The sequence below is a fragment of the Zavarzinia aquatilis genome (assembly GCF_003173035.1).
Lineage (GTDB): Bacteria > Pseudomonadota > Alphaproteobacteria > Zavarziniales > Zavarziniaceae > Zavarzinia > Zavarzinia aquatilis.
This window is the reverse complement of the sequence record NZ_QGLE01000008.1, coordinates 203287-223719: the sequence shown is the minus strand read 5'-3', so window position 1 is coordinate 223719 and position 20433 is coordinate 203287. Positions and strand designations below refer to the sequence as shown.

At 66.7% G+C, this 20433-nt stretch carries 13 protein-coding genes and 1 pseudogene; 8 read left to right on the top strand and 6 right to left on the bottom strand.

Translation table 11 applies throughout. The features are described 5' to 3' along the window. Positions 1 to 123: pseudogene (locus DKG74_RS14825) on the top strand (IS5/IS1182 family transposase); the annotation flags it as partial. Here DKG74_RS14825 and DKG74_RS14820 read toward each other — a convergent pair. Continuing rightward, a complete protein-coding gene (locus tag DKG74_RS14820) occupies positions 120 to 2228 on the bottom strand; it encodes a capsular polysaccharide biosynthesis protein (protein WP_109906945.1) in 2109 nt (702 codons plus the stop codon). The pseudogene DKG74_RS14825 and the gene DKG74_RS14820 sit on opposite strands and share 4 nt — an antisense overlap. A gap of 243 nt (positions 2229 to 2471) precedes the next feature. Between DKG74_RS14820 and DKG74_RS14815 the strand changes: the two genes are divergently transcribed. The 7 genes from DKG74_RS14815 (at position 2472) to DKG74_RS14790 (ending at position 14445) form a co-directional block, all read left to right on the top strand. Beyond that, positions 2472 to 3836 (top strand): capsule biosynthesis protein, encoded by a 1365-nt coding sequence (locus DKG74_RS14815; protein WP_165837705.1) that lies wholly within the window; start codon positions 2472 to 2474, stop codon positions 3834 to 3836. A 65-nt stretch (positions 3837 to 3901) separates the two neighbouring features. Further along, the gene (locus tag DKG74_RS14810; RefSeq protein ID WP_133251603.1) at positions 3902 to 5653 is read left to right on the top strand and encodes a hypothetical protein; all 1752 of its coding nucleotides are present in this window, start codon (positions 3902 to 3904) and stop codon (positions 5651 to 5653) included. Between the two features lie 178 nt (positions 5654 to 5831). Then, positions 5832 to 7193 carry a glycosyltransferase family 4 protein gene (locus tag DKG74_RS14805; RefSeq protein ID WP_243404139.1) on the top strand — a complete coding sequence of 454 codons (1362 nt, stop codon included), beginning with the start codon at positions 5832 to 5834 and terminating at the stop codon, positions 7191 to 7193. Between the two features lie 18 nt (positions 7194 to 7211). Beyond that, the gene (locus tag DKG74_RS14800; RefSeq protein WP_109906941.1) at positions 7212 to 8540 is read left to right on the top strand and encodes a glycosyltransferase family 4 protein; all 1329 of its coding nucleotides are present in this window, start codon (positions 7212 to 7214) and stop codon (positions 8538 to 8540) included. 237 nt (positions 8541 to 8777) lie between these two features. Continuing rightward, positions 8778 to 11807, top strand: coding sequence for a glycosyltransferase family protein (locus DKG74_RS21820; protein ID WP_165837704.1), 3030 nt, complete (start codon positions 8778 to 8780; stop codon positions 11805 to 11807). A gap of 98 nt (positions 11808 to 11905) precedes the next feature. Continuing rightward, on the top strand, positions 11906 to 13243 hold the full coding sequence (locus DKG74_RS14795; RefSeq protein ID WP_165837703.1) for a DUF1800 domain-containing protein: 1338 nt from the start codon (positions 11906 to 11908) through the stop codon (positions 13241 to 13243). A 5-nt stretch (positions 13244 to 13248) separates the two neighbouring features. Then, positions 13249 to 14445 carry a DUF1501 domain-containing protein gene (locus DKG74_RS14790; RefSeq protein ID WP_133251602.1) on the top strand — a complete coding sequence of 399 codons (1197 nt, stop codon included), beginning with the start codon at positions 13249 to 13251 and terminating at the stop codon, positions 14443 to 14445. A gap of 4 nt (positions 14446 to 14449) precedes the next feature. Here DKG74_RS14790 and DKG74_RS14785 read toward each other — a convergent pair whose 3' ends face one another. The 5 genes from DKG74_RS14785 to DKG74_RS14765 form a co-directional block, all read right to left on the bottom strand. Further along, positions 14450 to 14887, bottom strand: coding sequence for a hypothetical protein (locus DKG74_RS14785; RefSeq protein WP_109906938.1), 438 nt, complete (start codon positions 14885 to 14887; stop codon positions 14450 to 14452). A 443-nt stretch (positions 14888 to 15330) separates the two neighbouring features. Then, positions 15331 to 17073 carry a polysaccharide pyruvyl transferase family protein gene (locus tag DKG74_RS14780; RefSeq protein ID WP_109906937.1) on the bottom strand — a complete coding sequence of 581 codons (1743 nt, stop codon included), beginning with the start codon at positions 17071 to 17073 and terminating at the stop codon, positions 15331 to 15333. 53 nt (positions 17074 to 17126) lie between these two features. Beyond that, complete coding sequence (locus tag DKG74_RS14775; RefSeq protein WP_109906936.1) at positions 17127 to 18791, bottom strand: polysaccharide biosynthesis/export family protein; 1665 nt, start codon at positions 18789 to 18791, stop codon at positions 17127 to 17129. After that, a complete protein-coding gene (locus DKG74_RS14770; RefSeq protein ID WP_109906935.1) occupies positions 18791 to 19231 on the bottom strand; it encodes a hypothetical protein in 441 nt (146 codons plus the stop codon). The genes DKG74_RS14775 and DKG74_RS14770 overlap by 1 nt, the downstream gene beginning before the upstream one ends. A 134-nt stretch (positions 19232 to 19365) precedes the next feature. Beyond that, the gene (locus DKG74_RS14765; RefSeq protein ID WP_109906934.1) at positions 19366 to 20421 is read right to left on the bottom strand and encodes a polysaccharide pyruvyl transferase family protein; all 1056 of its coding nucleotides are present in this window, start codon (positions 20419 to 20421) and stop codon (positions 19366 to 19368) included. Positions 20422 to 20433 lie beyond the last annotated feature (12 nt).

The following is a 20433-nucleotide window of genomic DNA, read 5'->3' as shown; positions in this document are numbered from 1 at the left end:
AGCAAGATCAAGCACTTCAGGCGAGTCGCCACGCGCTTCGACAAGCTCGCTGCCAACTTCCTCGCAGCTGTGTCGCTCGCCGCAACCCGCCTATGGCTCAGGTCTTATGAGTCCAGAACCTAGGACCGAAGCCCCGCGAGGGCGGAGCGCAGCATGGCCCCGGCAAGGCGCAGGCCCCGCAGCCCGCGCTGGCGCAGGCCCTTGGCCGGCTGCGGCGCCCTGGCCGACAGAAGCTCGACGACATGCCAGACATCGCAGGGCAGCCCCGTCTCGGGATCGCAATAGCGCGGATAGAGCAGCAACGCCCCGGCCACCAGTTCATCGAGGCTGAGGCGCCGGCTGCGCCGGGCTGCCTCGTGCCGGTCGGTGGTCAGCCCCCAGCCGGCATAGAAGGGCGTGCCATGGGTGGTGACGGCGAGGCCGCGCACCAGCGCCTCGAAACCGACGAGCGAGGTCATGGTGTGCACCTCGTCGACGAGATCGAACAGACGCACGACCGACGTATCGACCACCACCTGATCGGCAAAGCCGAGGGCGACATCCCGGGGGATCGCCCCCTGCCGGTTGCCGGCCTCGACGTCGGGATGTGGCTTGTAGACGATGAAGGCATCGGGCGCCGCCGCCCGCGCCGCCTTGAGGAGGCCGAGGTTGCCGCCCACCCAGGGCGCGCCCAGCCGGACCGAGGCATCGTCCTCCACCTGACCGGGGACGAGGATGCGGCGCTGGCCCGGCTTCGCGCCGATGACGACATCCTGTGCCCGCCCGACGTTATATTTGGTCAGGCCCCGCTCGACGATGGTCCGGCGCAGGCGCACCGCCTCAGCGATCACGCCCGCGTCGAAGTCCGCGGTTTCGAGCAGGGTTTCGAGATCGCTCGGCCCGGTCGGATCGAAATAGATGCCCTGCCGGTCGACGACCAGCGACGCCGCCGCGACATGGTCGGAGCCAAGCCCGACCGAGCGGAGGAAACCGTCCTCGATCCGCCACAGCGGAACATCCGCCGCCCGGCAGGCTGCGACCAGCCCATCGGGTGCCCGCGCCGCCCAGACCGCGACCCGGCCGCCGTCGCGCCTCGCCGTCGCGATTGCCGCGCCGACATCGGTCGCGAAGCTGACCCGGCCCCAGCGGCTGGCGAGGAACAGGCGCATCCGCGCGTGTTTCCACGGCCGCAGGCCCATGACCACGGTATGGCCGGCGAATTCGGCATCGCTCCGCTTGATCCGGGCGATATGACGCGCGACGCCGACGGCGCTGCCCGAGGGGCCGCCCAGCGGATCGAGATAGCGGCACGCACGGATATAGGCGGCGGCGACCACCGCTTCGAGACTGGGCCGCGCTTGCCGCCGGGGCAACGCCTGGCGGTCGTCGGTCAGGCCCCAGCCGGCATAGAAGGGCAGGCCGAAACAGGTCACCGGCACACCCTGGATCAGCGCCTCCAGCCCGGCGAGGCTGGTCGCGACATAGACCCGCGCCGCCCGCGCCGCCAGCGACGGCCAGGAGACCGCGCGCGCCTCGAGGGCGATGCCCCGCGCCTTCGCGGCACCCAGCAGGAAGCCCTGCCGCTTGCCCGCCATCACGTCCGGGTGAACCTTCACCCTGACATCGGCCCCCGGGTTCTCGGCCACGGCGGCGTCGAGCATGGCGATGAAGCCGGCCTCGTCCATGCCGCCGCCGGCGATCGAGGCATCGCCCCGCGTCTGGTCGACGACGAGAACGAGCGGCCGGCTCCGCCCCGCCTCGTCCGCGGGGTTCAGGTCGGGGGCATCGTTGTATTTGCCGATGAAATGCCGGCGCATGAGGCCGATCAGTTCGGCGGCGGCGGCAATATCCGCCTCGGGAATCGCCTGCCAGCCCTGCAGGTCCGCCTCGATGGCGGAGGGCGCCCCCGCCTCGTAATGAACCCCCCGGTCGTCGAGCACGACGGAGAGCGGCGGCACCCCCTGAACCCCGAGGCCGGCAGAGCGCAGGAAGCCATCCTCGATGGTGACGAAGGGCAGGCTCCAGCGCGCCGCCGCCCGCATCGCCCGCAGGGCCGGCGCCTTGCGGCCCCAGCCGGCGACGGCGACGACCCCCGCCCCCGGCCGGGCAAGGCCGCTGAGCCAGACCGGCCGGCCGAGGGTTTCGAGCAGACGGGCAAGCCCCCGCACCCGCCAGAACATGCCGATCGAGAGCACGCCGACCCGGTCGCCGGACAGCCGACCCGCAGCATTATCCACTCGCTCAGGCATGGTGACACTCACTTCCCGGTTCCGACAGGCGAGAAAATGGCAGGCCCGGACGGAACCAGGGGCGACCAAATGCGTTTATTGTGCGCGCCGTCACATTGCTTTCAGATTACGCACAGTAAACACATAATTGCCTCGCGATCTTCTTTACAACAAATCTCTGGGACGACACTATTCCGTTGGCCTCATGGGCGGCCAACTTCATAGCCTTAATGTCCCTGTCGCTCCATGGTAATGTCTGGCCCGATGATGGATCAAGTCCCGCCCCGCACCGAACCGCCTCCGGATACGGTCGAGCCGGGACAGGGGGCGTTCCAGCGCCGCAGCTACCTCTTCCTGCAGGGGCCGTTGGGCCCCTTCTTCCGCCGGCTGGGCAAGGCGCTCAAGCGGCGGGGCCACCGGGTGGTCCGGGTCAATTTCAACGGTGGCGACATCTACGACTGGCCGTGGCCCGACACCTGTCTTTACCGGGGCGATGAACAGGGCTTTCCGGCCTGGATCGTCGACCTCGCCCGGAACCGTCAGGTCACCGATGTCGTCCTGATCGGCGATTGCCGGCCTCTCCATGCCGGCGCCTGCGCGGCGCTGAAGCTCTGGCGGCCGGACATCCGCCTTCATGTCTTCGAGGAAGGCTACCTGCGTCCGGACAATATCACGCTGGAGTTCGACGGGGTGAACGCCCGCTCCTCGTTGCCGACCGATCCGGAAACGATCCTGAGCGCGCCAGAAGCCCGCGAAGAAATCGTGCATTCCCTGCCTGTGGGGCCGCAGACCTTCATCATGGGCTGGCGCGCCACCGTCGCCTATTTCAGCTTTTTCCTGTTCGGCTGGCTGTTCCGCAACTATCGCCACCACCGCGAGTCGGGACCGCTGGCGGAATGGTGGTTCTGGGTCACCCGCCTGCTCGGCCGCCGCGCCCGGCTGGCGCGCGTCGCCCGCGAGGAGGAAGTCCTGCTGGCCTCGCGGCGCCCGTTCTATCTGGCATTGATGCAGTTGAACGCCGACAAGCAGATCCTGTTTCACTCGCCGTTCACCTGCGTGCGCGATTTCATGGCGGCCACGATCCGCTCTTTCGCCGACCATGCCCCGACGGATACGTTGCTGGTCTTCAAGGGCCACCCGCTGGACAACGGCCAGACGCCGCACGCCCGGGATCTGCACGCGCTGGCCTCGGCGGCAGGGGTCGCCGGCCGGGTGCTGTTCCTCGATGGCGGCAATCTGATCGAGCTGATCGGGGCCAGCCGGGGCGTCATCACCGTGAATTCGACGGCAGGCATTTCCGCCCTGCACCGGCGCGCGCCGCTCGTCGTCCTCGGCCGCGCGATCTACGACATGCCGGGCCTGACCCACCAGGCCGGCCTCGACCGGTTCTGGACCGCTCCGGAGCGGCCGCGCCGCGATCTCTACATGGCCTGGCGTCAGGTCGTCGCCGCGCGTAGTCAGATCAACGGCGGCTTCTACAATGCCCGGGGCATGGCACTCGCCCTGCCCCGGGCGGTCGAGCGTCTGGAAACCGCCGTGGCGGCACCTGCGCTGATCCCGACCGCCATGATCGCCCCGCCCGCAGTCACGCCCTGCCCCGCGCCGGTCGCCGCTGCGTCCGCGGGTTGAACACCACACAATCGGCGGGCATTATGCCTGCCTGTTCGACACGGTCGCCGCCGGTATTTTTGCCCATGACATCCATGCCTGATGGCTCGCCGCCACCATCCCGATCCCGCCTCAGGTCGCGCGACAATGCGGCCGGGTTACAGGAGGCCGGCGCGACGCGGAGACGTTTCGTCGAATCCCCGCTGATTCACGGCTATCTGGTGGAACAGGGCAGCGATACGCTGGTCATCACCTTCAACACGCGCATCCTCGACGGCGGCATTCCCCAGAAAGGTTGGGGCGAGACACGGCTGGCCACACTCGGCTACGACATCTTCGCCCTGATCGACCTCAAGGGCCTGTGGTACCCGGAGCGGGACATGGCGACGATGCGCGATTTCATCGCCCCGCTTCTCTCGCGCTACAAGGAAGTCGTCACCTACGGCTTCAGCATGGGGGCTTATGGCGCCCTGAAATATTCCGCGGCGCTGGGCGCCACCCGCGCCTATGCCTTCTCGCCGCAATATTCGATCCGGCCCGAGGCCGTCGCCCGTTTCGACGCCCGGCGCCCCCGCGAGTTCTATCAGGCGGACCTTCACGATCGCATGGACATTACGGCCGCCGATCTCTGCCCCCATGCGTATGTCGTCTACGATCCCTTCTTCGCACTCGACCGGGAGCATGTACGGCTGATCGCGCGCGCCGGCCCCATCGACGAGATCTACGCCTGTTTCACCGGCCACTTCTCGATCAGGAGCGTGACCGAAACCGGCGGGGCGGGCGACCTGCTTGCCAGCCTGCGCGCGGGCCACGGCGAAACGCCCCAGGTGCTGCGCCATCGCATTCGCGCGGGACGGGTACGCTCCCCGACCTATATGTTCGAAGCGGCCAGTCTTCTCGCCGCAAGAGGCGCGGCCCGCCGGACCTGGGCGGTCGACCTCGCGCGCCGTGCCGTGGCCATCGCCCCGCACAACACGGCGGCCCGCAATCTGCTTGCCGACCTGCTGATGGAAACCGGAACGTCGCAGCCGTCCCTGTGGTCGCGACTGGCGAGCCGGGTCGGCCTCGCGGACAAGGGATCGGCCCGCGCCGCCGTGCTCGAGCAGCTGGCGCAGGATCAGGTCTATTTCCTCGCCGATATCGCGGCCCTGCATGTCGATGCCCGCCAGCCCGAGAAGGCGCGTCAGGTCATCATGCGGGCGGCGGAAGCCACGATCGACGACGCCGCCTTCTGGCTCGACCTCGCGAGGCTGCTACGCCGGATCGGAAAGGACGCGAAAACCGCGCAACTGGCCCTTGGACTGGCCGAACGATCAATCGCAGGCGGCCACCCCACGGTCGAACAGCGCCGACTGATCGGCGAAATGTCGCTGGCGGCGCACGGCCGCGTCGACCTGGCCACGCCTCACTTCCGTCTTGGCGTCGCGGCCCGAAAGCTGCGCGGCGGGTATGCGGCCGATCTCGGGTCGCCGGGCCAGATCGTTCGCGATGGTCCCCGATTCGCCATCGCGCCGGGCCAGTATGTCGCGCGTGTCGACTTCGTCACCGCCAAGCCTCTGGCCCCGGGCGAAAGCGTCGCCGTCGCGATCGAGGTCGGCACCACCCCCATCCGCGAGAACGACGCGCTGGCCACCGGATCGGCGGATCGCATCGCCCGTTCCGTCGTCGACCTTCGGCCTGAAGCGGGCGGCGAAGATCTGGCCGGCGCGACGATCGCCTTCACCGTCGACAAACGCAATCTGGCCCTGCGCTTCATCGTCGAGTTGAAGGGAACACCCGGGCAGTCCGGGACATTGATCTTCCGCGGCATCACGGTGAGCCGGGTCGACCGGGCCTGACGGTCGCGTCCTGTCTTCAGCCTTGCGCGGCGCCGAGCCCAGGGTTCAGGATTGCCCCACCCCGGGTCTTGTATCGCTGTCCCGGGTGTCGGATAAGCCGAAGCCGTGCAGGTGCCGGGACGGCGCAGGAGAATAGAGATTGCCCGCAGACAGTCCCCCCTTCGCACACGGAGTGCCGATGACGAGCATCGGTGCCGGGACGGAGGCTTCGGCCGGGATGGGCAGGCTGGCGGGCATCCGCATCGGCGTCGACGGTTACAACCTCGCCCTCGCGCGCGGCACGGGCATCGCCACCTATGCCCGGGGACTTACCCATTGCCTGCGCGATCTCGGCTGCAAGGTCGATATCCTCTATGGGCGGCGCGTCCAGCTGTCGCCCGAACCGATCCTGCGCGAGATTGCCTTCATCGACCCCGACGGCGTGCGGCCCCGCCATCCCAAGCGCCAGCGCTTCGTTCAGGCCCTGACCTCGCCCTTCGGCTGTACCGCTTCCCTCATCGAGTTGCAGGGCCGGGTGCTGGCCCGCGAGGTGGCGGCCAGCCTGCCGTATTTCGACCGGATCGCCGCGGTGCCGGACCTCGTCCACCGGGCAATGCGCCATTTCAACCGCTGGGGCAGCTTTCTTCGCGTGAGGGTTCCCGATCCGCCGGCGGTCATGCACTGGACCTATCCGCTGCCGATCCGTGTCGAGGGGGCGCGCAATGTCTATACGCTGCACGATCTGGTGCCGCTGAAGCTGCCCTATCTCACGCTCGACGACAAAAAATACTATCACGCCCTCATCCGCGCCTGCGTCGACCAGGGCGGCCATATCTGCACGGTGTCCGAACGCTCGAAAGCCGATATCCGCGAGATGTTCGGGGTGGATGAGTCGCGGATTTCGGTCACCTATCAATCGGTGGTCCTGCCCGAGATCAGCGCCCGTCAGGAGCCGGCGGTGTCGCGGCGCCATGTCGAGGATGTCTACGGTTTCCGCTGGCAGGGTTATTTCCTGTTCTTCGGCGCGATCGAGCCGAAGAAGAACCTGCGCCGCCTGATCGAGGCCACCCTGCGGGCCTGCCCGTCCCGCCCCCTCGTCATCGTGGGCGATCCGGCGTGGAAAGCCCTCGACGAGAGCAACTTCCTCGCCGACTACGAGCGGGAGATCGCCGCGACGGGCGCGCCCCGTCGCCTGCACAAGTTCAGCTACCTGCCGGCGGAACATCTCGTCGCCCTGGTACGTGGCGCGCGCGCCGTGCTCTTCCCGTCACTCTACGAAGGCTTCGGCCTGCCCATCATCGAGGCCATGGCCATGGGCACGCCCGTGCTCACCGCTTCCGAGGGGTCGATGCCGGAAATCGCCGGGGACGCCGCCCTGCTGGTCGATCCCTACGACGTTGGCGCGATGGCCGAGGCCATCACCACGCTCGATCGGGACGACCGGCTGGTGGCGGAGCTGGCGGCCCGCGGCCCGGCCCAGGCCGCCCGCTTCGGGATTCCGCCCTATCGCGAACGTCTCGAACTCATGTATTCCAAGGTCCTGGGCCTCTCGCCCGCGTGAATGTGGTAAAGCAAGCCCATGGCCAAGATCCTCCTCGATATTTCCCGCCTCGCCGGCCGTGATCGCGACCGGCCGCCATCGGGTATCGACCGGATGGAATATGCCTACCTCTGCCATTTCCTGAACCAGCCCCGCCAGCTGATCGGCTTCTTCACCATCCGCGGCAACAAGTTCCGCCGACTGACCTGGGAAAACGCCGTCGCCAAGCGGGACGAGATCGCGGCCGACTGGATCGACCGGGTCGATCCGGACCTGCACCGGCGCCTGCGCCGATTCTCGCCGCTGATGGACCGATTCGTCCGGGCGGGCGAACGCCTGATGGGCGAAACCGTGTTGCCCGTTCCCGATGTCCAGGGCCGCAGCATGTTCAAGCGCGGCTCGCCGTCGTCGATTCTGCTGTCGGTCTCCCACGGCGGCATCGACAAGACCGAGTTGTGGGAAAACCTGAAACGGCGGCTGAACGCGCGTCTCGCGGTCTATCTCCACGACCTCATCCCCTACCACCACCCGGAATTCTCGCGCGAAGGGGAAGACCGCCGGCATCTGGCGCGCCTCGCGACGATGATCGGCACGGCCGACCTCGTGCTGACCAATTCTCAGGTCACCGCGCGCGAATTCAGGGCCTTCTGCAGCCAGAACGACAAGACGCCGCCGCCGGTCAAGGTTCTGCCCCTCGGGGTGGCGCCCCTGTTCCGCGAAATCGAACCGATGCCGGCGGACGCCGACGTGCCCTGGTTCATCATGATCGGCACCATCGAGCCGCGGAAGAATCATTACCTGCTGCTGACACTGTGGCGGCGCCTGCACACACTGCTGGGTGACCGGACGCCGAAACTGATCCTGGTCGGCCGCCGCGGCTGGGAAATCGAGAATACCGAGCGGTTCCTCGACCGCTGCACCGACCTGAAGGATTGCGTCGTCGAGTTGCCCAGCCTGTCGGATGCCCAGCTGGCGGAGTTGCTGCGCCGGTCCCGCGCGCTGCTTTTTCCGTCCTTCACCGAAGGTTACGGCCTGCCCATCGCCGAGGCGCTCACCGTGGGCGTGCCGGTTATCTGTTCCGATATCGCGGCTTTCCGCGAGGTCGGAGGCGACATACCGGATTTCATCGACCCGCTCGACGGCCCGCGCTGGATGGAGACCATCCTCGATTATGCGTCCGAGCAATCGGTAGCGCGTCAGGCGCAGGTCGAGCGCCTGAAGGCCTATACGCCCCCGACATGGGAGCGCCATTTCGCCCTGCTCGAAGCCGCGCTGACCCGCCATTGCAGTCTCGACGTGACGGGTCTGCCGGCGGCTGCGTCTCCGGCAGCGAGCGCGGAAGGCGCGGCGCATCTGCAGGGTGAATAAATTCGCGATCATGCAGCCGGAAACGGTGAAAAAAGCCACATCCGCCGACAAACAGGGTAAAAAGTGCCGGCGATAGTCAATGCAAGCGGCAGTCACGACGGTGAACGGCAGGAGACTGCCGAAAGTTTTTCCTGAAGGACGGCTGGCATTTAGCATGTGCAACATGGCATTATCCGTCGCCGAACGGCCGCGCGGGGGCGTGTGTTCGCAACACGGGCAAGACAGCTGGAGCAAATTATGAAGGAGCTTAAGAGTTCATCGGCCAATGTCGCGATCATCTGCCCGTCCATCGGGAAGAGCTGCGGCATTGCCCGGTATTCTCACTATGTCGCGCTGTCGCTGAAGAAATTGGGGATGGCGACGACGATGATGCGTTCGTCCGCCGAACTCTTCGCCGGTGACGCCGACACCCCGGTTTACGACTTCATCCTGGTCCAGCATGAATACGGGCTGTTCGACAATCTGTCGCCGCTCGGCACCGGAGAGACGACGTCGACCCTGGTCGGCAATGTCGAACGCTATGTGGCCCTGCACGAACAGTCGCGCGCCGCCATCATCATGCACACGGTGGTTCTGACCGACCATGTGCTGAACATCATGAACCAGTGCCTGTTCAACTCGTCGATCCCCGTGATCAACCTGAACAGCCGCGGCTGTTACGAGATGGCGATCCCCCATCTCGAGCACGGCGTCTATGTCTACGACGATGGCAAGAGCACGGCGTCGAAGAGCAAGTCGGGCGGCAACCTGCGCCGTGACCGGCCGACGGTCGGCAGTTTCGGCCTGCTGTCGCCGAACAAGAAGCCGACCCTGATCATCGACATCTGCGAGCGCGCGCAGGCCAATTTCATCGGCAATTTCGCGACCACCAATCGCACCGCGGCGCGCGAACTGCTCGACTACGCCGAGCGCCTGAAGGTCCCCGCGACGGTCTTCACCGACTTCTGCGAGGAGAAGGATCTTCTCGACCGGCTGGCGCCGATGGATTTCGGTGTCGTGACGCAGGAGCCGATCTCGCATTGGGCGACCTCGGGCTCGATCCGCTTCCTGTTCAACTTCGGCGTGCCGATCCTGGTGCCCTATGGCCCGCAGTTCGAGGATTGCGGCGAAGGCGTCATCTTCGCCCACCAGGACGAGATGCACTTCCGCATCGACGAACTCTTCGCCAGCCCGGATTCCTATGAACTCGCCTGCGAGCGGACGAAGGCCTTCGCCCGCAAGTACGAGATGTCGAAGGTCTACGAGACGTTCCTCAACATGCTGGCGACCACGCCGCCTTCGGCCCTGACCGGCTATCGCATGAGGAATTTCCGCGACCAGCGCCGTTCGCTGACCATGATCGACCTCATGCTGGCCGCCGGCCAGCGCGACGGCGAGAGCGCCGACGCGGCCGAACAGGCCATCCTGGCCGCCTGTTCCGGCGAGAGCGAGGCCGCGATCGCCATGCAGGACGAGATCGACACCCAGATCGCCTCGACGCCGCTGCGCTTCGCCGTCGCCTGCGAAGGGCTGATCTCCCCCTATCTGCTGCCGGCGGACCGTCTGAACCTGCTGGCCTCGTGCTCCACCCTGCCCAGCAACCTGTACCAGGTGGAACGCTTCCTGTCGCATGACGACAGCCTGTCGCCGCTGGTCCGGCGCGAGACACTGCGCGACATCCAGGGCATCCAGCGCGAATATCACGACGTCGTCTCGAACAAGATCTTCTCGGCCAGCGTGACCGGCAAGCTGGTCAAGCAGGTCTTCCCCGAGATTTACGCCAAGACCGACCGCGACACGGTGCAGAACCTGCGCCGGCTGATGCAGGACTATGTCGACCGCATCGGCTTCCGCGGCACGTCGGGCAAATCGCCCGTGCGCCTGCCCGTGATGCTGATCATTCCGGCGGCCAAGATGCTGTCCTATCTCAGCCGGGTGGGCGGCCTGACCGAGGCGCAGATCATCGGCCTCGTCACCGCGCACGGCGTGCCGGACGATGTGTTCGACAATCGCCTGACCTGGGTCGAGTCGGCGGCCAAATACATCACCGAGAAGACGGAGACTCCAGTTTCCGCCTCGATCGGCAATCCGACCGAGTTCCAGACGCGCTACCGTGCCTTCAAGGCCGAATTCGCGATGATGTCGGACGAGCAGTTCTTCTATTCGGCCGTCGCCCTGTTCTTCAAGACCCAGCCGCCGCGCAACCGTCTCGACGACATCTGCTACGCGATGGAGCACAAGACCCGGACGGAAACCCTGCTCTTCATCTCGCAGCAGCCCGAGGCGACCCTGTTCCAGAGCGCGATCGTCGACATCGACGGCGATGCCTCGCACGAGGACCTGACCAAGCCCGTCCTGATCAAGAAGATCATCGACGAGTTCTTCCTCAGCCAGAACGGCTCGTTCGACACCATGGTGTCGGAGCAGAATTTCTACCAGATCGCCCGGTTCTGGCTGCTCGGCACCATGCGCTCGGGCATGGGCAACGACCTGTTCCGCGAGAAGAAGCAGCTCAGCCTGAAAGATCGTCTGAAGGCCAAGGCGACCCAGCAGGCGGAGCCGATGTGGCTGCCCGACGAGCTGGTGCCCGGTCTCATCGAGGCGCTCTCCGGTCCCGACGCAAAGTCGGCGCTGACACTTCTGTTCGGCGGCCCGATCGAGCCGGCGGCGCTCGCCGCGGTCACCGAGAATGCTTCGGCGATCAAGACCCTGTTCGACCTCAACCTGGTCCTGAACGCTTCCCTCGGCACCCCGGTCGAGCTGAATGTGCAGCCCGAGCCGTGGAGCAAGACCGCCGGCCAGATGCCCGCGCGTTCGCGCACCGGCACGATGACCCCCTTCAAGGAAAGCGAAGTGGGCACCAAGTCGATGGCGATCTTCGATCCCTCGGCCGCGAGTGAACTCAGCGTCGTCGGCCTGCCTGACCGGATCTGGGTCAATGCCTGGAATTCGATCTCGCGCTTCTCGGGTGCCAAGATCGCCGGCCCGGCCGAATTCCGCCGCGTCTCGCCCTGGACCATCGCCATCGACCAGCTGACCGAGGACGACGATGTCGATTTCATCATCGTCCACAAGGGCCAGATCGACACGATGCAGAAATGGCTGAAGGACGAGATCGCCAAGAAGATGCACCCCTACTTCGCCAACGAAGTGTTCGTCGTCTTCAGCAAGCCGGAAGTGACGCCGCTGTTCTTCGACGAAATCCACGTCCGCGTCGCCAAGGAGTTGCTGTCCCAGCGCAAGAGCAAGGGCGTCGCCAGGGGGCTCGGCAAACTGCTGACCCGCTGATCCTCCACCGGATCGAGACCGACACGAAAAACGCCGCAGGAGACGAACTCCTGCGGCGTTTCAGTGTTGATCCTGTGTCGCCACAGACGGAGAAGCGTATGTCCCGGGACGCGTTCATTGCCGCCAATCGCTTCGGCCTGGGGGCCCGACCGGGGGAGCTGTCCGCCCTCGCGGGCGATCCGCGCGGCGCCCTTCTCGAACAGTTGAAGGCCACGCCGGTCCCCACCGATCTGCCGGATACAGCCGGCGCGCTTGAAATAGCCGGATCGCGCCGGGCCATGACGGCCGGCACCACGATGGACGCCAATGACGACGGGCGGCCGGACAATCCGATCCGCGATCTCTATCTGCGCGAGGTTACAGCGCGGTTCGCCCGCTGTGTCGCCAGCACGGCACCGCTGCGCGACCGTCTGGTGCTGTTCTGGTCCAATCATTTCACCGTGTCTGTGGCGCGCAGCGGCGTCGTCCCGCTGGCGGGCGTCTTCGAGCGCGAGGCGATCGCCCCCCATGTCACCGGCCGTTTCGCGGATTTGTTGACGGCGGCGACCCTGCATCCCGCCATGCTGACCTATCTCGACCAATACCGCTCGATCGGCCCTGACTCCAAGATCGGCCAACGCAAGGATGTCGGCCTCAACGAAAACCTCGGCCGCGAGGTTCTGGAGTTGCACACCCTCGGTGTCGATGGCGGTTACGGTCAGGACGATGTCATCGCCCTCGCGCGCATCCTCACCGGCTGGACGGCGACCACGGACAAGGGTGGGGTGGCCAAGCGATTCGGTTTCGATCCCAATCGGCACCAACCCGGCGACAAGATGCTGGTCGGCACGAAGATCAAGGAAGGCGGCGAGCAGGAAACCCATGACGCGCTCGCCATGCTGGCGCGCCATCCTTCGACCGCCAAACACCTCGCGACCAAGCTGGTCCGCCATTTCGTCGCCGACGACCCGCCAGCCGCCGCCGTCGACCATATCGCCTCGGTCTACCTGCAAAGCGACGGCGACCTTGCCGCCGTTACCCGGGCGGTGATCGCGCTCGACTCGGCCTGGACCGATCCGCTGGCCAAGATGAAGACTCCCTGGGAACTGGCGGTCGCCATGGCGCGGGCCCTCGGTGGGGATGGCCTGATGGTCGACGGCCCGGCCCTGTTCCGCCGGCTGCGCAGCCTGGGCCAGCCTCCCTTCGGCGCCCCCTCCCCGGCCGGCTGGCCTGACCGCGCCCCCGACTGGCTCGGCCCCGATGCCCTGATGCGCCGCATTGATCTCGGGGCCGACATCGCCGGCAAACAGGCAGGCGGCACGGACCTCGCCAGTCTGATCGACGCGACGATCGCCCCGCTCCTGTCCCCGTCCAAGGCCCAGTTCATCAAGGGGGCCGGCGACCGCGCCTCGGGGGTCGCCATGGTCTTCGCCTCCCCCGAATTCCAGCAGAGGTGATCGGCATGAACACGCTCCTCAACCGCCGCGGCCTGTTGCAGGGCTTTCTCGGGGCCGGCCTGCTCGCCTCGATGCCGCGTTATGCCTTCGCGAAGACGCCGGACGACCGCCGCTTCATCTTCATCATCCTGCGCGGTGGCATGGACGGCCTCGCCGCCGTCCCCCCTGTCGGGGACAAGGATTACGCCGATCTGCGCGGCCCGCTGGCGATCGCCGCCCCAGGCCAGCCGGACGGTGTCCTGCCCCTCGACGACCGATTCGGCCTGCATCCGGCGCTGGCGCCGATCCATGGCCTGTGGCAGGCCGGGCACCTGCAGATCGTCCATGCCGCCACCACGCCCTATCGCGACCGTTCGCATTTCGATGCCCAGAACGTGCTGGAAACCGGCGGCAACGGCCCGTCCGGCTCGGGTGTCGGCTGGCTGAATCGCGCGCTCGGCCTGATGGGGGGCAGCGGCCTCGGCCTTGCGGTGAACGAGGCTGCCCCCCTCGTGATGTCGGGACCGACCCAGGTCGCGACCTGGGTCAACGGCGCGGGCGCGGGACCGTCGGATTATCTACTCGACGCCATCGACCGGCTCTATGCCGATGCCCCGGCCTTCCACGCCGCGCTGGCGACCGCGCGCGACACCGAACAGCTGCTCGCCGATGCCGACACCAATGCGATGGCGCGGCAGCGCGGTCTCGGCCGTCTGACCCCCGCGTTCAAGGGGCTCGCCAGCCTGATGCGCGACGCGCGCGGCCCCCGCATCGCGACCCTCGAGGTCACGGGCTGGGACACGCATTCGGCGCAAGGCGCGGCCAAGGGGCGGCTCGCCACCCTGCTCGGACAATTCGCCGACGCCCTGTCGGCGCTGCGTCAGGATCTCGAGCCCGTATGGGCGAAAACCGTGGTGGTGGCGGCGACGGAATTCGGCCGCACCGCGGCGCCCAACGGCAGCGCCGGCACCGATCATGGCACCGCGGGCGCCGCCTTCGTGCTCGGCGGTGCCTTGGAGGGCCGTCGCATGATCGTCGACTGGCCGGGCCTCGCGCGCGACAGGCTCTACGAAGGCCGCGACCTCGCGCCGACGACCGACCTGCGCAGCGTCTTCGCCAGCGTGCTCCGCGACCATGTCGGACTGCCCGAGGCGGATATCCGCAGCCGGGTCTTCGTCGACGCCGCCCGCCTGCCCTTCACCCCGGACCTCGTCAGGGGGTAGCGATTCAGGCGACCTCGTCCTGGCCTTCGCCCTCTTCGACATCGACCCGGGCATCCGGCATGAACCGCTCGTAGAAGGCAGCAAAACGATCGAGGAAAACGGCCTGCTCCTCAGCCGACATCTCGCGCCGATGGCGCTTCGGTAAAGCCGTGCGCTTCTTGTTGCGGCCGTCGTTTTCCGGCGCCTGAACATCTCTGATCAGGAACGGGAAAATACCTGGCGAAAGAGTCAATCCCAGGTGTTCGACGATAGCGGCGCATGTCCGCTCGCCATGGAACGCCGTATCCTCGTAGTTGACGACCAGCGCGTCCGGCATATCCGCCCACTCGGTCGCAAAAGTAAGATTGCGGCCGATATGCTGCATGAGTTCATCGAGCGTCTCGAGTTGACTGCCATTGCGGGGCCGGCCCATCTCGCGAAGGCGGGTCACGACATCGCGCATGGAAAGTGCAAGATCCCGAGGGTCACGGATGGCGACCTGGACCTTGGCCCTGCCGGCTTCGACCAGTGGTCGAATCGCTGTCGGCCGCCTCCCGGGACCGTGATGCGTCCTGCAACAGACAATTTTATCCAAAGGGACAGTTTCATCGAGGGCCCGCACAACGGAAGCACTCCATTCACGGACCGTATTCGCGATGCCTCGGTGCCCTCGCTCGTCCTGTCGCAGATCGGCAGATAACGCGACATGAGCATGTCCAGCCGCCTCTACAACCGCCCTCGTGAGAAAATAGGCCAGGGTCGAGCCTGACTTTTTCGCTCCATAACATACATAGATCATCGCCCGCCCCCATGGTCAATATACACAAACCACAGGTTAAAATATCGCGAGCCCAGCAATCAACAACTTATGTAGACGATTCTGAAAATGACACAACCCGCAGTGATTCAGAGGCCCTTTTCCTCGTAACGTTCCTGCATGATCCGCTTCATGGTGCGGATCGACTCGTCCAGTCGCTCGATGGCCGCCGTCACCTTCTCGCGGCTGGCCGGGCGCAGGCGTCCGTCGGCGGCGGCCTGGAGCAACGCATCCACATCGGCGAACTGGTCGATTTCCCAGTCGGCGCAGATCGAGTCGATCTTCGAGATCGACTTCTTGCCCGACGGCAGCTTCAGCGGCGGCGCCAGCGAGCACAGGGGAACATCGTGGGGCGCGGCGAAGATGACCGCGTGCAGGCGCCCGACACTGACGACGAGACCGCTTTCCGCCATGATCTGCTTCATGCGGCGCGGATTCCACCAGTGCTCGGACGTGGGGGCCAGCTTGTCGAGGCCCAGCTCCTTGGCGCTGCGCACGTCTTCCGGGCAGAAGGGCAGCAGCACCGGGTTCCAGCCCTGCTCGCGCAGCCCCGCGATCAGATGCTCGATCTGCTGGACATAGGTGAAGGGGATGATTTCCAGCGCGAATTCGCGCAGCACGATCACCGCCCGTTTCGGATCGGGGACTTCCTCCGGCGCATTGTCGGCGATCAGCCGCAAGGCCCAGTCGCCGCCGAGAAACGCCTCGACACCGATTTCAGAGGCCACCCGCAGGCTGCGTTCGGTCCGCACCATCAGGTGGTCGAAGGCACCGAGATAGGCACTCATGAAGGCGGTATCGAGCTTGCGGGCGGCGCGCGCCGCCATGCCGCGGGTCATGTCCTCGGGATCGACCTGGGGCTGCTGCACGAGTTCCGGCAGATCGACCCCGGCGACGAAATTCGGCACCCGCCGCATCCGCGCCGAGACGACGAAATTGCCGGCATAGCCAATGGCGAGACCACCGCCGCCGATCATGAAGCCGGCGATCGTCCGCTTGGCCGAGAAGGCGTGCAGGTCCGTCTGATGGATGACCTTGCACTTGTTATAGGGATACCAGTCCCAGAAACCCCGGAAGGCGCCATGCTCGTCGACTGCGACATAGATGTCGTAGTCGTCGCAGAAAGCCTCGTAGATGCAGTGGAACAAGGCTTCGTCGCCGCAGTTGCCGCGGCCGTAGAAGCCGGCGACCAGCAGCACCGGCTTGTGGTCCAGCTGGCCGTGGCGACGGGCCTCCCGCTTGACCGCGCGCCGGGCGGCCTTCTTTTCCTCGGTTTCCTTCCACCAGGTCTTGTCGTCGTGCTCGACCAGCGGCAGGAGCAGATAGACGTGCTGGTTGTTCTTGTAGAGGACGCGGCGGGCGACATGGAACCCCGCGCGCTCGACCATGGCGCGGAATTCGCTGGACGAGAAATCGTTGACCCAGCCACTGGCCCGGCGGTTGGCGTTGGGCGCCAGCTCCAGACTCTTGTAGGTACAGGCGACCGCGATGCCGCGCCGCGCGATCTTGGCAAGAACCTCATGCGGCTCGAGCAGATATTCGAGCACACCGAGGAAGGAGACCAGTTCGACCTCGTCGAGCCATTCGTCCGGCAACTCGGCCGCGTTCAGATCGACCACCCGGGTGCGTTCGTCGCGCGCCACGACGTCGACCGGAATATAGGTCTTCGCCTTCGACGAATGCTCGAACTGCATCCCGCCGCAGCCGATATCCATGACCGTCAGGCCCGGGGGCACGAAGCGGGCGACGAAATCCGCGCGTTCGGCCCATTTGGGCGACAGATGCTCGTCAGTCGACCAGCGGGCATAATCGGTGACGGGGGACTTCGACATGGGCTGCTTTCACCGAAGGGGTGCCCCGCCGCCAGGGTGGCGGGGCACGGGGATCAATTGTCCAGGAACCGGGTGATGCCGGCGACGCGGAAGATGACGTCCGCCAGATCCTGGGCGAACTGGAAGCCCTTGAAGGCCATTTCCGGCAGGACGACGATCTCGTCGCCCGGCTCGATCACCGGATCGCTCAGCATCATGATCGCGCCGTTCTGCTTCTGGATCATGAAGCGGTCCAGCTGGGCACGGTCGGTATAGCTGCCGGCCTGTTCGATGTAGTCGTCGACGGTCAGGCCGGGCTGCCAGATCACGGTCTGCGGCGCCAGCACCTCGCCCGCCACGAGCACGGTCGAGGACCGCTTCGGAATGACGACGATATCCTCGTTCTCGAGGGGCAGGTCGGCGATCTTGCCATCCTCGCGCGTGACGACGAGCGTGCCGTCCGGCTTGGCGCCGCGCACGCGGTCGATGAACTGCAGCACCATCTGGGCTTCGGCCGAACGCAGCGCGGCTTCACCGCTGGTCTGCACCACGGCGGTCAGCACGCTGCGCTGCAGCCGGTCGAGGGCGCCGTCGAGCGCCGCCTTCTGCTGGGCCGCGACCGTGGCCCGGCGCAGATGCACGGCGGCGACATTCGTCGTGCGCGGATCGACCGGGATATGGGCGAGAAGCTGGCGCAGCGTGGTCGCCTTGGAGACGACATAGGTCGACTGCCCCTCGTAGGAGCCTTCGAGATGCACGGCGATCACCGGCGCGGTCGAATCCTGCTGGAACTCGGCGATATCCTGATCCGACAGGGCGAAGCCGGCGAATTCCTGCAGGGTCAGATATTTCGACATGGGAACGCCGCCGCGCGTACCCGAGACGAAGACATTGTTCACGGCGGGCAGCGGCCGGGCCAGGGCGATCAGCTCGGCGCCGGTCATCTGCTTGCCCATCAGCTCGAAGATGGCCTCGTTGCGCACGGCACCGCGCGCCTTGACCACCGGGTGCTGGCTGCCGACGACGATCGTGTCGCCTTCCTCCAGGCTGATCGGCGGCAATTCGCCATTGAGCAGGAAATCGTAGAGGTCGACATCGGCGAGCACGCCGCCGCGCCGCTTGATCGTAATATCGCGATAGGATCCGGCCCCTTCGAGAATACCACCCGCGCGCAGCAGATAGTCGAGGGTCGAATCCGACGCCGAGCCCAGATGGCGCCCGGGATGAGCGACAAAACCGGTCACGAAAACGCCAACGGCACGCGCGTCGACGATCGTGCCATAAACCTGCACCGTGTCCGACGGATAGGACTTCCGCACCTGCCCCTGGATGGCGTCGGTCAATTGTCCCGCGGGCACGCCGCGGACCGGCACCGGCCCGACATCGGGAATGAAAATATTGCCCTGGGGATCGACGGTCTGGACCTGATCCTGCTGGACCGCGCCATAAAGGTGAACCTGGACCTGATCGCCCGACTGCACCTTGTATTGCGGGTTGCTGCCGCCGGTCGGCGCGGGCGCCTGACGGCTGACGAACAGGCCGGCGCCGAACGGCCGGTCGACCAGGGTCGGGGTCTGGACCGAAACCGCCGCGGTCTGCGGCGCGGTCTGCGGATCGGGGGCCGCCGGTCCACTGGTCACCAGCGACTGCGCCTGGGCGGCGCCGGACATCAGGCCGAGCGAGAGCACGACGCCGGAAAGCAGACGCCGGACCGGATTGCTGCGCATGTTCGGATACATCACGACGGGCTCCGCTGGCTGAAGGGCGCGGGATTGGCCGGAGCGGTTTCGGAAGTCGGCGCCGCGGGCGCGGCCACCGGCGCGAATCGCGGATCGGCTTCGCCCGGAGCCAGCGTCAACGGCGCGGCGACCACGAGACGGCCGTTATCGACGCACAGCGCCCGGTGAATGGGCAAGCCGCCCGAAAGCGGCATCAGCGTGACCATGGCGCAGTCGTTCCCCGCGGCGGAGGTATAGGATCGCTCCACCGTCGCCTGCCAGGCCGCGCCGCTGGTATCGACCAGCGATGTCGCGCCCAGGGTTCCGGATGCGCCGAACAAACCGGCGCCGGAGCCGGCGCCTCGATCTGCCGCCATGTCCGTGGCGCAGGCCGCGAGAAGCAGGGGCGCGCCGGCCAGAAGCGCGATCCGCCCCCCCCGTCGGCTCGATTTCGTGATCATCGACAATGGCCTTTCCCCTTCGGTCCGGCGGGACACTACTGTGCCTTCAGTTTGCGCTGCAAGTCTGTCGCCCGGGTCGATCGGCGCGACAGGATCGGATGGTCGCGTCGAGGCGACGTGAACGAGCGTCCGGCTCAAAGCCTTATCTCCCAGATGGACCGGGGCAAGGCCGCGACGGGCAGCGGGCCGACCGGGCCGGCGCGCCAGGGAAAGGCGTCGAGCAGCGGTTTCGCGTCATATTCGAGGGGCCGGGCGAAGCGGTCGATGGCGGCCATCACATCGTGCCAGTCGGTCGCCTGACTCGTGCGCCGGGCATAGACCGTCACATCCGGCCGATCGGTCCCGAGGAAATAGTCGACGAAGCGGTGATCGACGCCATGGCCCTCGCCGCGCAGGTCGCAGGCCGTCGCCCCCCGCCCCTTCGCCGCCATGGCGATGGTGGGAATGCCGAAGGCCTCCGCGATGACGATCCCGTGCAGGCTGCGCGAAATGATCCGGCGGCAGGACAGGATTTCGGTCATCCGGTCGAACAGGGCGGTCGGCGTCGGCTCGGTCCAGGTCGTGAGCAGACGCACGCGCCCCTGGAATTCGGGCGGGATACCGTATCGGACGTTATCGGCAAGGGGGTGCGCCTGGGGGCCGATGCCATCGAGTTCGGTAAAATGCGGAATGATCCCGAGGTCGTATTCGGGTTCGCGCTTCAGGTCGAACAGCAGGGGCAGCAGCAGGGCCGGATCGCCATAGACCGGCGGAATATCCCCAATCCCTGCTTCCAGCATGAGGGATCGGGTCATCGGCCCCCTTGTGGCGTAAACCCGGATGTCGCCTTCGGGCCGCGTCAGCTGGCCCGCCTCGTCGCGCGGCCACAGCTTCCGGTCCGATCCGGCTCCCCAGATATGCAGGGCCCCGCCCGCCAGGGCGTGCCCGATGGTGCCGATCGCCGCCAGCCGTTCGCCATTTTCCCGAAAATGGGCGTGAACGACCGGGCGCCCCCCCGCCACCATCGACACGATCAGCGGACTGATCGCGTCGCCGAGATTGGCGAAGGTCACCTGCTTGTTGGTCGCCGCCCAGGCCAGCCGCAACGGTCCGGCGCGGGAACCCGACTCCTCATTGCCCGAAACGGCATCGCGGCCCCCCGGCATTCCGGAGGCCGGCTGACGCCGGACGAGCCGATCGAGCCACCCCATCGCCGCCCCCGC